This window comes from Bacillus sp. N5-665 (assembly GCF_022637375.2).
Lineage (GTDB): Bacteria > Bacillota > Bacilli > Bacillales > Bacillaceae_G > Bacillus_A > Bacillus_A wiedmannii.
Window position 1 is genome coordinate 1,392,850 of sequence record NZ_CP093325.1, and the last position, 12,654, is coordinate 1,405,503.

General features: G+C 34.9%; 12 protein-coding genes and 1 riboswitch. Of the genes, 7 read left to right on the forward strand and 5 right to left on the reverse strand.

Features of this window, described 5'->3' with window-relative positions:
- Positions 1–14 precede the first annotated feature (14 nt).
- The 3 genes from malC (at position 15) to malR (ending at position 3,464) form a co-directional block, all read left to right on the forward strand.
- Positions 15–1,316: a maltosaccharide ABC transporter permease MalC gene (gene malC / locus MNO09_RS09750; RefSeq protein ID WP_001194989.1), complete on the forward strand. Its 1,302-nt coding sequence runs from the start codon at positions 15–17 to the stop codon at positions 1,314–1,316.
- Positions 1,317–2,159 carry a maltosaccharide ABC transporter permease MalD gene (gene malD, locus MNO09_RS09755; RefSeq protein ID WP_001022594.1) on the forward strand — a complete coding sequence of 281 codons (843 nt, stop codon included), beginning with the start codon at positions 1,317–1,319 and terminating at the stop codon, positions 2,157–2,159. It begins immediately after the preceding gene.
- 282 nt (positions 2,160–2,441) lie between these two features.
- Positions 2,442–3,464: a maltose operon transcriptional repressor MalR gene (gene malR, locus MNO09_RS09760; RefSeq protein WP_000219036.1), complete on the forward strand. Its 1,023-nt coding sequence runs from the start codon at positions 2,442–2,444 to the stop codon at positions 3,462–3,464.
- Between the two features lie 14 nt (positions 3,465–3,478).
- Here the strand turns inward: malR and MNO09_RS09765 are convergent, their stop codons facing one another.
- Together MNO09_RS09765 and MNO09_RS09770 are read right to left on the reverse strand one after the other, a co-directional pair.
- Positions 3,479–4,642, reverse strand: a complete 1,164-nt coding sequence (locus MNO09_RS09765; protein ID WP_000434593.1) for an aminotransferase A — start codon at positions 4,640–4,642, stop codon at positions 3,479–3,481.
- 123 nt (positions 4,643–4,765) lie between these two features.
- Positions 4,766–4,966 (reverse strand): protein YkzT, encoded by a 201-nt coding sequence (locus MNO09_RS09770; protein ID WP_000929285.1) that lies wholly within the window; start codon positions 4,964–4,966, stop codon positions 4,766–4,768.
- Between the two features lie 309 nt (positions 4,967–5,275).
- On the opposite strand from MNO09_RS09770, the gene kinB reads away from it, so the two are divergent.
- Complete coding sequence (gene kinB / locus MNO09_RS09775; RefSeq protein WP_000420381.1) at positions 5,276–6,550, forward strand: sporulation sensor histidine kinase KinB; 1,275 nt, start codon at positions 5,276–5,278, stop codon at positions 6,548–6,550.
- A 38-nt stretch (positions 6,551–6,588) separates the two neighbouring features.
- On the opposite strand, the gene MNO09_RS09780 is transcribed toward kinB, so the two are convergent.
- Positions 6,589–7,338, reverse strand: a complete 750-nt coding sequence (locus MNO09_RS09780) for a DUF3967 domain-containing protein (protein WP_000388458.1) — start codon at positions 7,336–7,338, stop codon at positions 6,589–6,591.
- A 237-nt stretch (positions 7,339–7,575) separates the two neighbouring features.
- Between MNO09_RS09780 and nucA the strand changes: the two genes are divergently transcribed.
- Both nucA and comJ read left to right on the forward strand, forming a co-directional pair.
- Positions 7,576–8,010: a DNA-entry nuclease gene (nucA, locus tag MNO09_RS09785; protein ID WP_000811502.1), complete on the forward strand. Its 435-nt coding sequence runs from the start codon at positions 7,576–7,578 to the stop codon at positions 8,008–8,010.
- Between the two features lie 35 nt (positions 8,011–8,045).
- On the forward strand, positions 8,046–8,435 hold the full coding sequence (gene comJ / locus MNO09_RS09790; RefSeq protein ID WP_000424013.1) for a competence protein ComJ: 390 nt from the start codon (positions 8,046–8,048) through the stop codon (positions 8,433–8,435).
- A gap of 37 nt (positions 8,436–8,472) precedes the next feature.
- On the opposite strand, the gene metE is transcribed toward comJ, so the two are convergent.
- Positions 8,473–10,761 (reverse strand): 5-methyltetrahydropteroyltriglutamate--homocysteine S-methyltransferase, encoded by a 2,289-nt coding sequence (gene metE, locus MNO09_RS09795; RefSeq protein ID WP_001007589.1) that lies wholly within the window; start codon positions 10,759–10,761, stop codon positions 8,473–8,475.
- 128 nt (positions 10,762–10,889) lie between these two features.
- Positions 10,890–11,077: riboswitch (cobalamin riboswitch) on the reverse strand.
- A 335-nt stretch (positions 11,078–11,412) separates the two neighbouring features.
- Here metE and MNO09_RS09800 point away from each other — a divergent pair.
- Positions 11,413–11,844, forward strand: a complete 432-nt coding sequence (locus MNO09_RS09800) for an NUDIX hydrolase (protein ID WP_088107350.1) — start codon at positions 11,413–11,415, stop codon at positions 11,842–11,844.
- Between the two features lie 191 nt (positions 11,845–12,035).
- Here the strand turns inward: MNO09_RS09800 and MNO09_RS09805 are convergent, their stop codons facing one another.
- Positions 12,036–12,593 (reverse strand): PadR family transcriptional regulator, encoded by a 558-nt coding sequence (locus MNO09_RS09805; protein ID WP_000062071.1) that lies wholly within the window; start codon positions 12,591–12,593, stop codon positions 12,036–12,038.
- Positions 12,594–12,654 lie beyond the last annotated feature (61 nt).

Below are 12,654 nucleotides of genomic sequence, written 5' to 3' on the forward strand. Positions count from 1 at the left end.
AAGGGGGAAGGAACATGCAAACATCTATGGAACCAGCAAATGGTTTAAACGGTTCAAAGCATAGGAAAATGGCAACCATGTTATCTATCATTCCAGGCGTGGGCCAAATGTATAATAAGCAATTTGTAAAAGGTCTTATTTTTCTAGTATTAACAGGTTCATTTATTGTAGCCTTTGCTGATTTATTAAATATGGGATTATGGGGAATTGTAACGCTTGGTACAGAAGTTCCACGTGATCATTCTGTCTTTCTATTAGTAGAAGGAATCTTGGCACTCATCGTCATCGTTTTTGGACTCGGAATATATGCATTTAATTTATATGATGCATACCAAAACGGGAAGAAACGTGATATAGGAACACCATTAAACTCTGTAAAAGAGCAATACCGTAATTTACTAGATCAAGGTTTTCCATATTTAATGGTTTCACCAGGTTTTCTATTACTTATCTTTGTCGTTGTATTTCCAATCATCTTCGTAATTTTAATTGGATTTACGAATTATGATTTATACCACTCTCCTCCAGCTAAATTAGTAGATTGGGTGGGCTTCAAAAACTTTATTGATATCTTTACATTACCGATGTGGAGAGAGACGTTTTTAAGCGTATTTTCTTGGACTGTCATTTGGACATTCGTTGCAACGACATTACAAGTTGCGCTTGGTATTTTCTTAGCGATTATCGTAAATCAGCCTGGTATTAAAGGGAAGGCAATTATTCGAACAATCTTCATTTTACCGTGGGCGGTCCCAGCATTCGTATCTATTCTTGTTTTCTCTGGTATGTTTAATGAAACATTTGGAGCAATTAACAATCAAGTATTGGCGTTATTCGGAATCGAAAAGATTGCTTGGATGACAGATCCATTTTGGGCAAAAATCGCTTTAATTATGATTCAAACGTGGCTTGGATTCCCGTTCGTCTTTGCAATGACAACAGGTATACTGCAATCGATTCCAGGGGAGTTATATGAAGCTGCTACAGTAGATGGAGCTACAGCTTGGCAACAGTTTCGTAAAATTACATTGCCACTTGTTCTATATGCAACAGCACCAATATTAATTACGCAATATACGTTTAACTTTAATAACTTTAGTATCATCTATTTATTTAACGGCGGAGGTCCTGCTGTAGCTGGACAAGACGCAGGTGGAACGGATATTTTAATTTCATGGATTTATAAGTTAACGATGACTTCGGCGCAGTACGGGAAAGCAGCAGCTCTTACAATGATATTATCGTTAATCGTTATTACAGTTGCGTTATGGCAATTTAAGAGAACAAAATCATTCCAAGAAGAGGATATGATGTAAATGAATATTAAAAGACAAAAGATGTTACGTCTCTCATTAAGTTATTTTGTTATTTTCGTAATGTGTGCCATCATTTTCTATCCATTATTATGGATTATTGGCTCATCGTTTAATCCAGGTGATAGTTTATCTGGATCAAGTATTATTCCGCAAAATGCAACGTTAGATCATTATCGTAAGTTATTAGATTTAGAGAATAGTAATTATTTACTATGGTATAAAAACACGTTAAAAGTAAGTGTTATAACGATGATTTTCTCAGTGTTAGCAATTAGTTTTACTGCTTATGCATTTTCGAGATACCGTTTTGTTGGAAGGAAAAATGGTTTATTAACGTTTTTAATTCTGCAAATGATTCCGAACTTTGCGGCGCTAATCGCTCTATACGTATTAGCACAGTTAACAGGGTTAATCGATACGCACCTTGCATTAATTTTAATTTATGTAGGCGGGGCAATTCCAATGAATACATGGCTTATGAAAGGATATTTTGATACGATTCCGAAAGAATTGGATGAGTCAGCTCGTATGGATGGGGCAGGACATTTCCGTATTTTTTGGCAAATCATTATGCCACTTGCAAAGCCAATCGTAGCGGTTGTGGCATTATTCACTTTCATTGGCCCATTTACAGATTTCATTTTAGCGAGTGTTATTTTGCGCACACCAGAAAATTATACGTTAGCAGTTGGGTTATATGAAATGGTAGCGAAGAAATTTGGTAATGAATTTACAACGTTCGCAGCGGGTTCTGTATTGATTGCAATCCCAATTTCAATTTTATTCCTATCACTACAAAAATACTTTATCTCTGGTTTAACTGCTGGAGGTACGAAAGGATGAAAAATGGGACGTTACGTCCCATTTTTCTTTTCATCTCCCTATAAAAAATTTTATAGGGAGATGAAAAGAGATTTGACATCACATATGCAAAGAAGTGAAATAAATAGTATATTATAGTATAGGAAAAAAGAGCTATATCCCTTACAATACATGGAGAGGGAGAATATGATAGGTATTACAAGATAGAATCAATGAAAGTTTATGACTTCTCCTATTACTTGCAACGGGTGCAAGATTAAAATATATAACAAAATGGCAGAGAAGTGAGAGGAGGGGATTTTTATGACAGTTACAATTAAAGATGTGGCGAAGAAGGCAAATGTAGCACCATCTACCGTTTCTCGTGTAATTGCTGATAATCCAAGTATAAGTGAAAAAACAAAGCGTCGTGTTCGGAAAGTAATGAGTGAACTAGGGTATCATCCCAATTTAAACGCAAGAAATCTGGCTAACCAAACAACAAAAACACTTGGTCTTGTTATGCCAAGTTCTGCAAGTAAAGCTTTTCAAAATCCGTTTTTCCCAGAAGTTATAAGAGGGATTAGTTCATTTGCACATGTGGAAGGGTATGCGCTTTATATGTCGACAGGTGAAACGGAAGATGAAATTTTTAATGGTGTTGTAAAGATGGTACAGGGGCGCCAAATTGGTGGCATTATTCTTTTATATTCAAGAGAGAATGATCGGATTATTCAATATTTGCATAAACAAAATTTCCCGTTTGTTTTAATTGGGAAACCGTATGATCGAAAAGATGAAATTACATATGTAGATAATGATAATTATACAGCTGCAAGAGAAGTAGCAGAATATTTGATTTCATTAGGTCATAAACAAATCGCGTTCATCGGCGGCGGATCAGATTTACTTGTAACGAGAGATCGTTTGGCTGGTATGAGTGATGCTTTAAAATTAGCGGACATTGTATTACCAAAAGAGTATATTTTACATTTTGATTTTTCGAGGGAAAGTGGTCAACAAGCCGTTGAGGAGTTAATGGGACTACAGCAACCACCGACAGCAATTGTGGCAACGGATGATTTAATTGGACTTGGTGTGTTAAGTGCTCTTTCTAAAAAAGGATTCGTTGTACCAAAGGATGTTTCCATTATAAGCTTTAACAATGCTTTATTATCAGAAATTGCGAGTCCGCCACTTTCGACAGTTGATGTGAATATTTATCAACTAGGATATGAGGCAGCAAAAGCTTTAGTGGATAAAGTAGAGAATGCGGAGTCTACTGCAAAGTGTATTATTATTCCTCATAAATTACTAAAGCGCCAAACTTGCGATCATTATGCATAAAAAAAGCTAAGAGTTTAACTCTTAGCTTTTTGTTGTAGAAAGGCCTCTAATCGATCACAGCCTTCTTTTAAAGTTTCAATACTATACGCATAGGACAAGCGAAGATAGCCTTCACCATATTCAGAAAATGCAGTTCCAGGAACGACAGCTAGTCCAGCTTCTTTGACAAGGTCAAGTGCAAAATCAAATGATGAAGATGTTAAATGACCAACATATGGGAATAAGTAAAATGCACCTGTGGGCTTTTCAACTGTTAAGCCCATTTGAATGAGCCTATTATATACGTAATCACGACGTTTTTTGTATTGATGACGCATCATTTTTGGTGCATCTTTAGCAGCTGTTAATGCTTCAATTGCAGCATATTGAGCGATTGAAGTAGCACACGTTACGTTGTATTGATGAACTTTTAGTATATGTCCTGCTAAATAGCTTGGTGCGAATAATAGACCGATACGCCAGCCAGTCATAGAATGAGATTTTGATAAACCGTTAATGACGATAGTCTTTTCACGCATTTCTGGGAAATGAGCGATAGATGTATGCTTTTGTTCATATACAAGTTCGCTATATATTTCATCAGAAAGGACGAAAATATTTTTATCTTTTAAAACAGTTACAATATCCTGTAATTCTTCTTTTGATAAAGTTACACCAGTTGGATTAGAAGGATACGGCAGTACGACGCATCTTGTTTTTTCTGTAATGGCATTTTCTAGCGCTTTGGCTGTTAAACGGAAGCCAGTTTCACGAACATCGATAAAAATAGGTGTAGCACCGCATAATCGAATAATTGGTTCGTATCCTGGGTAAATAGGGGCAGGTAAAATAACTTCTGTTCCTGGCTCTAAAATCGTTCGGAATGCAATATCAATTGCTTCACTGGCACCGATTGTAACGATGGTTTCTTTTTCAGGTGAATACTGTAAATCGTAGTTATCTTTTACAAAGTTACAAGCTGCCTTGCGTAATTCTAGTAAACCGGCGTTATGTGTATAGCTTGTATAATTTTCTGTAATAGCCCGTTTTGCCGCTTCTTTTACGAGAGAAGGCGTAGGGAAATCGGGTTGTCCAATTGTTAAAGAGATAAGATTATCATAGTTTTGAATCATGTTAGAGAATTGACGGATTCCAGAAATTTGGATGTCCTTCACTCTAGGGTTAATGAATTGTTCCATTGTATCTCCCTTTCTTCCGTTTGAAAATTAAGTTCATTTTAACATATTTTCTATGATTTCGCTTGCGTATATGTTATGTAGAAAGAGAGGGATAATAGAAAAAAAGCCGCTGTAAGCGACTTTTTAATATCCGTACTCCCAATCTATTTCATCTTCATTCCAAAGTACAGAGGATACTTTGCCAAGGTGAACAACTGATTCATTCACAGCACATGTGCAATTTTCTTCTCCGGTTTTATGCTGTAACTCTTCATATACTGATTTTTCAACATTTTCTAGAACGACCAAATTTTCTTCTTTTAAAACAAGCGTAGTACCTGCCATATTTATCTTCCTCCTACTAAAATAATGATCACTTATTTGTAAACATAGATAGTATGGATTATATGCTGTATTTTGCTATAGTTGTCCGTCTCATGAAGTATTTTTTATTTTCTTTGTAATCCGTATTCATTGTATACTGTCCGACGGAAATTTGGTACAGGGTTTACATTCATTTCGAAAATCTGTAACAATTATTATGTGTTGTTAACAAAGAATTAACAAATATGTTAAGAAAAATCAAAATTTTAAAACAAATAAACCCGTAAAATGATATAATCATATCAAAATACATATAGGGGATGAGAGGCTATGGAGCTGATCCGTGATTTAATGATCCAAATTGCCATCATTATTTTGCCACTATTTTTATATGAAGCGATTCGTTTAAATCGTTATCAAGAAATGCCTCCGAAGCCGAACCGCTACTTTATTATGTTTTTATCCAGCATTACACTCGTTCTCTCCATGACATACTCTATTTGTTTTGGTGACATTTGTGGGTATAACTTTCACCCAATCCCGATTGTTAGTGGTTTTTTATATGGTGGGATTGTTGGTTTAATCCCGGCCGTTATTTTTGTTGCATATGAATGGGCGCTAAAGGGAATGAGCCTTCTTCCAGTCATAGAAGTAATATTTCTATTGATAGTTCCATTATTTTTATCAAAGAAATGGTCTCTATTTTCAAGGGATAAGAAGCTAATTTTAGCATTTATGATTTCATCACTATACGTACTTGTTTCTTTAGTGATTGGCATGATTAACGTTCTGTTAGAAACGGGGTTTACACCACATATTTCACACTTATATAGCGGATATATATTTGCTTCGCTTATTATGGTTATGACTATGGTATTTCAAGTGTACTTAACAGAATATTTAAATGAAAATGCAATATTACGTACAGAGATGCAAAAGTCAGAAAAGCTTAATATTGTAAGTGAGTTGGCAGCAAGTGTTGCACATGAGGTTCGAAATCCACTCACTGTTGTTCGTGGTTTTATTCAATTGTTAGAAAGTACGGAAGATGTGAAAAATAAGGATTATATGCGTCTCGTATTAGCCGAATTGGATCGGGCAGAACAAATTATTTCAGATTATTTGAATTTAGCAAGGCCACAAATTGAGAAAAAAGAACACATTTGCTTATCCGCTCAATTAATAGAAATGACAACTCTTATGTCATCATTTGCAGCGATGCAAGGTGTATATTTGCAAGTTGAGATTTCTGAAAGTCTTTATACGATCGGTGATAAGACGAAATTGAAGCAAGCTATTATGAATGTTGTTAAAAATGGTATTGAAGCAATCCAAGGAAATAAAGGATATTTAAAAGTAACGGCTATGCAAAAAGATGAAACGATAGTAATAAGAGTTAAAGATAGTGGTGTTGGAATGACGAAAGAACAGTTAGTAAGACTGGGACAACCGTATTATTCTTTAAAAGAAAAAGGGACAGGATTAGGGCTTATGGTAACATTTAGTATTTTACAAGCGCATAATGGTACGCTGGAATATAAAAGCGAAAGTGGGAAAGGAACTGAAGCGATTATTATATTGCCAGCTGTAAGAAATAAGGAATAAAAGTTACCGATGGAAGGTAACTTTTTATTTTATATTGTTTATTCATTTGTTTTTTCTTGTTTTGCTCGGCTAAATAAACTTTTAAATGATTGCAAGAATCCTTGCTCTTTTGAAGCAGCAACCATTCTTTTTGTTTCTTGAATTTCGCGAATCACTTGCATAAGTTGTGCATCACGGTTGCTATCTTTATTATAAATTTGATTTACGAGTTTATTCATTTTTTCTTCTTGCTTAGATTCTCGTTTATACATATGATTCATTAATAAGTCCATCTTTTCTTTTTGCAGGGCATCTGTTTGAGCGGCATGATCCACTAACTCTTGTAGCATTTTTTCTTGAGAGCCTTCTTTTACATAAACTTGTTGCATTAATTCATCTAGCTTTTCATCTTTTAAACGATTTTGGGTAATAAGGGTAGAATTTTGATGAATAATTGCTTCATTTAATTGGGCGAGCATTTCAAGTTTTAACATGAACTCCTCAAAGTTACGCCCATCTTCTTTTTCTTTCGGTTGTATTTCTTGCGTATCTTGTATAACTGGTACAGGCGGGGCCTCTTTTTCTTTTAAGATAATAGGTATCGTTTCTGAAATATCTTCTTGCAGTGTAGCAGCTCTTTCATGTATAGATTTCAATAGTTTTAAATCATCCAGTTTATAAATACGAGCATCAGCTGTTTTGGAAATGATATAACCATGATCCTCTAACAGTTGACTATATTTGCGAACTATATGTTTTGGGATGCCTGTTTTATTCGTGACATCTTTCGTTTTATAGGTAGCTTCCATAATATTTCCTCCCCAAAAAGTATCGTATATATCATTTCAATCTTTTATGAGGACTTCCTTTGAAAAAGAATGTCGGAAGGTTATTAGTTTTCTACAGCATTAGTGAAAAGATGAAGGAAAATGAGAGTTTTTTGGCGGAATGGCGAAGAAGAGCTAAAATAATGTCTGAAAACATATACAGGAGAAGTTTGTTATAATAACGGAGGAAAAGAAACTGGTAGAATTATGGAGGTATACATGAAGCAATTAAAAGGTATTATCATTTCAATTATTGCAATTCTTTCTATTGTAGTAGCGGTGTATGAAGTACTTGTTCCAGAAGAAACAAGTATCAAAAAAACAAATGCGTATGATCAAGTTCTAGAATTTCCGAAAGAGCGATATCCAGAGACAGGGAAACATATTACCGATGCTATAAAAGAAGGGCATTCAGAAGTTTGTACAATCGACCGTGGTGGCGCTGCGGATAGAAGAAAATTATCGTTAGCTCCATACCCATCAAAAAAAGGGTATGATCGTGATGAATGGCCAATGGCGATGTGTAAAGAAGGCGGAAAAGGAGCGCATATTGAATATATAAGTCCAGCCGATAATCGCGGGGCAGGGTCTTGGGTAGGAAATAAGTTAGATAAATACCCAGATGGTACACGTGTGAAATTTGACGTAAAGTAGTAGTTGCATATTTCATAATGAAGGAGAAGTGACCTATGGAGTTAACAATTTCGTATTCGCAATTAATGTTGATGAACTATGACGGTGATCAGCCTTACGTTGACTGGACGGATGAAGATTTTGAAAGAGGTTATGCGAAGGCGGATGGAACTGTTATTTTTGAAGCACTCTCTGATTATACTTGTGAAGTAAAAGTGACTTGCGGGAAGCATATTGAGAAAGAAGAAGTGATTAGAACGGTTACAGTTCCTTTTACAATTGAAAATGAATGTATCGTTGTAACAAGTATTCTTTCAAATAAATTTCAAATCCCTATTCCAAATGGTGAGTATACAGTTGTATTACAGGCAACTCCTCTTGAAGAACCAACGGATGATGAATTATATAAAATACAATACGAATTCTTTTTTGAAAGTAAAGAATAAAAAATGGGTTATCCTCAAAAAGGATAACCCATTTTCGTTATGCGTTTGTTTTTAGTAGGGAACGTGCATCTTTTGCTGCTTGCACCATGTGTTCTAAAGCCGGGATAACCTCTTCCGTTCTTCTCGTTTTTAAACCACAATCAGGATTAATCCAGAAATATTTAGGATCGCATACTTCTAAAGATTGTTCCACGATTTTATACATTTCATCTTTACTCGGTACACGTGGACTATGAATATCATATACACCTAGACCGATGCCTTTTTCATATGTTGTATGTTTTAATGTATCAATAAATTCTCCGTGACTTCTTGATGTTTCGATAGAAATCACATCTGCATCCAATGCGCGAATCGCGTCAACAATATCTTCGAAATTACTGTAACACATATGCGTATGAATTTGTGTTTCATTTGCTACAGAAGAAGTTGCTAAAAGGAAGGATTGTACTGCCCATGTAATATAAGCGTCCCAATCTTTTTCTTTTAGTGGCATTCCTTCACGAAGTGCTGGCTCATCGACTTGGATTACTCGAATTCCGGAAGATTCAAGTAGTTCAATTTCGTGACGAAGAGCTAATGCAATTTGATACGAAACTTCTTTTCTTGGAATGTCATTTCGAACGAAAGACCAATTTAAAATCGTAACAGGTCCAGTTAACATTCCTTTTACAACTTTCTCTGTTAAGCTTTGTGCATAAACCGTTTCCTTAATAGTCATTCCGTTAATAAAGGCAACATCACCATAAATAACAGGTGGTTTTACGCAGCGAGAACCGTATGATTGTACCCAACCGTTTTTAGTGAATGAGAAACCCGCAAGGCGCTCACCAAAATATTCGACCATGTCAGTTCTTTCGAATTCACCATGTACAAGGACATCAAGACCAATTTCTTCTTGGTAACGAATCCATTTTTCTGTCTCTTTTTCAATAAATTGTTCATATTGTTCATTTGAAATAACACCGTTACGCCATTCCTTTCGCGTTTGACGAACTTCAGTTGTTTGCGGGAAGCTACCAATAGTAGTTGTTGGTAATAACGGTAACTCTAGGGCAACTTGTTGTAATTCGTATCGTTTTTCAAATGGAAGAGGACGTGAAAAATCTTCTTCTTTTAGTGCTGTTCGTGCTGCTTTGACATCTTCACGGTTACGTACAGCAGATGAACGAATTGTATGATGTACATTTCGATATGTTTCCAGCTCATTACTAATACTTTCTGTACCTTTAGTGAGAGCAGAGTGAATGAGAACTAACTCTTCTAATTTTTGATTTGCAAATGCTAACGCATCGAATAGTTCAGTCGATAAGTGAGTTTCTTCTGTTTTATCGATTGGTGTATGCAATAAGCTACAAGAAGGCTGAACGATGAAATCTTTCGTTTGGACTTGTTTTTGTAACGTTGTAAATAACGTAATAACTTCATCAAGGTCAGCTCTCCAAATGTTACGGCCATCTATACAACCGACAGCTAAAGTTTTATCAGCTGGGAATCCATATTTTGAAATAGCATGTAGATTACCTTCTTTACCATGAACGAAATCTAATCCAATACCGGATACAGGGAATGTAATAATTTCTTCATAGTTTTCTTCTACACTATCAAAATATGTTTGTAAAAGAAGATTCGCATTTGGAACTTCTGTACGAATAGCTTCATAAATTTCTTTTGCTTGTTGAACTTCTTCTTTCGTTAAAGAAGCGAAAATCGGTTCATCAACTTGAATGACTTGTGCACCAGCTGCATGTAGTTCTGAAAGCAGTTGTACGTATGGTGCAACTAATTGTTTTAAAATCGTAGTAAATTGTTCTTGTGTATAACCTTTAGCTAATTTTAAGAAAGTATATGGTCCTAAAATAACAGGTTTTCCATCTACCCCTAATTCTTGTTTTGCCTCTTCGTATAAGCGAAGTGGACGATTATCTTTTAAAGAGATTTGTAATCCCTCTTCATATTCAGGAACGATATAATGATAGTTTGTGTTAAACCATTTTGTCATTTCAGAAGCTACGTGATCTTTAGAGCCACGCGCCATTGCGAAATATACATCAAGGTAAGATGTAAACTCAGAAAAACGTGATGGGATAAATCCTAGCATATAAGCAGTATCCAAAACGTGATCATAATATGTAAAGTCGCCAATTGGAATGAGCTCAATCCCTTTTTCTTGCTGTACTTTTACGTGTTGAAGGCGAATTTCTTTCATCTTTGTTAAAAATTGTTCTTCATCGATTTTATTGGACCAAAAAGCTTCCAATGTCTTTTTCCACTCTCGTTGTAGTCCGATACGTGGATAACCTAAGTTACTTGTTTGAATTGCCATTTTAAATTCCTCCCTAATTGAAAGTAAGCATTTCCGTTTACTAGGAAATACCTATAACAAAAAGCATAAAGGCATAGAAAATAAGCCTTCCTTTTTGTTTTAACACCTCATCATCATCCGTGAATCTATCAGTGTTGTTAAAACAGGCAGGTCTCCTGACTTATGCTTCATATAATCTCTTTTACCTTCCCGTTTTCACAGTGGCATAGAAAAGAAATCTCAGCATTTACAGTGGCGGGACCGTGTTGGAGTTTCACCAAGCTTCCCTTTTAAACACGAAACGAAATTTTCGTGTACCTATTTTCCTTTTGAAAGGAAGTTAACAAGCGATATGATATTGAAACAAATTCTAACACAATTTTTGGAATTTTGTCTACTGTTTTAAAATAAGAAAATTCTAAAGTTTTTAATTTTAATTATTATGATTTTTCTGAGTTTTTTTAAGACGAAGGGAATTGAAATGAAGAGCGATTAAACATACAAAGAAGTATACACTTGTATAGAGATAAGATACGAGTTATGTTATTTGAAAACTCTTCCGTATTCTGGGAGATTGAATGGTTCATTTTGAAATAGTAACTTATCACAAGAAAGAGTAAGGCTCCTGTATAAAGATAAATATACTAAGTTTATAGAAATGGGGAATTTCAATTGGAACAAAGTACACAAAATATTTATTCACCGCCAAAACATATAGTTTCAGCAGCGACAATTGTAATTAATGAACAAAAAGAAATCCTATTAATTAAGGGACCTAGAAGAGGATGGGAAATGCCAGGTGGACAAGTTGAAGAAGGAGAGTCTTTGAAAGATGCTGCAATAAGGGAGACTAAAGAGGAAACAGGTATTGATATTGAAGTATTAAAATTTTATGGAGTATTCCAAAATGTGAACCATTCAATCTGTAATACGTTGTTTTTAGCTAGACCAGTTGGAGGTAAATTAACGACTACACCAGAAAGTTTGGAAGTAGGATTCTATCCTATTGAGCAGGCGTTAGAGATGGTGAATTTTATGAATTTCAGACAAAGAATTGAATACAGTTTGGATGAAATTCATCAACCTTTTTATATAGAATTTTAAGAAATAATCTTCTATTATAGGATGCCGGTGATAAATAAATCTTTGTTATATTTTTGAGTGTAGTGAAATAAGTATCTTATAGCGAAAATAAAACAAGCAGCCCCGTCCTAAATTAGAACGGGGCTATGCTTATTTTAGGTTTTAAAATGAAATAACTTTATTGTCTTTTTTACAGTTTCTTCTTTATAAGTCTAACCTTCATCTATATCAATTTCTGAAAGCCTTCCTGCAACTGCATCTGTAAGGAGGGTGTTTAACCATTGCAATTCAACTGTAATATGTTCAATAACGCTTTGTAAAATATATAGTTGTGCACGTGGAATGTGTCCTTTGCTACAATCATAAATAGTTTGCATTTTATGTAAATATTGAACGGTATCATTTTTCTTTTTTTCTAAAATAGGAATTAACTCTTGATCATCACCAAAATGAGCGAAAGAGAGTGCTGAATAAATTGGTTTATATATTTGATTTTTTGCCTCGAATTGTTTTAATAGTAACGTGTGAAATAACCGTTTACCTTCTTCTGTTATATGAAAGATTGTTTTATCGGGTCTATTCGTATCTCGAACAATCGTGGTAATACGAATTGCACCCTGCTTTTCTAATTGCTCGAAGGCGTAGTAAAGTGATCCTTTTGCATATTTAATATAACAATCCATTTGTCGTTCTTTCATGATGTGCTGCACTTCATATGGATGTTTATCTCCTTCGAGTAGCAAGCCGAGAATGACTAATTTCATGCTCATGCTGTCTCAACTCCTATAAATAAAAACTTTATACATATTATAAACGGCATATCCGTTTTCA

Coding starts and splice junctions, on each gene's coding strand:
- malC (WP_001194989.1), top strand. CDS start 15: ATGCAAACATCTATGGAACCAGCAAATGGTTTAAACGGTTCAAAGCAT.
- malD (WP_001022594.1), top strand. CDS start 1,317: ATGAATATTAAAAGACAAAAGATGTTACGTCTCTCATTAAGTTATTTT.
- malR (WP_000219036.1), top strand. CDS start 2,442: ATGACAGTTACAATTAAAGATGTGGCGAAGAAGGCAAATGTAGCACCA.
- MNO09_RS09765 (WP_000434593.1), bottom strand. CDS start 4,642: ATGGAACAATTCATTAACCCTAGAGTGAAGGACATCCAAATTTCTGGA.
- MNO09_RS09770 (WP_000929285.1), bottom strand. CDS start 4,966: ATGGCAGGTACTACGCTTGTTTTAAAAGAAGAAAATTTGGTCGTTCTA.
- kinB (WP_000420381.1), top strand. CDS start 5,276: ATGGAGCTGATCCGTGATTTAATGATCCAAATTGCCATCATTATTTTG.
- MNO09_RS09780 (WP_000388458.1), bottom strand. CDS start 7,338: ATGGAAGCTACCTATAAAACGAAAGATGTCACGAATAAAACAGGCATC.
- nucA (WP_000811502.1), top strand. CDS start 7,576: ATGAAGCAATTAAAAGGTATTATCATTTCAATTATTGCAATTCTTTCT.
- comJ (WP_000424013.1), top strand. CDS start 8,046: ATGGAGTTAACAATTTCGTATTCGCAATTAATGTTGATGAACTATGAC.
- metE (WP_001007589.1), bottom strand. CDS start 10,761: ATGGCAATTCAAACAAGTAACTTAGGTTATCCACGTATCGGACTACAA.
- MNO09_RS09805 (WP_000062071.1), bottom strand. CDS start 12,593: ATGAGCATGAAATTAGTCATTCTCGGCTTGCTACTCGAAGGAGATAAA.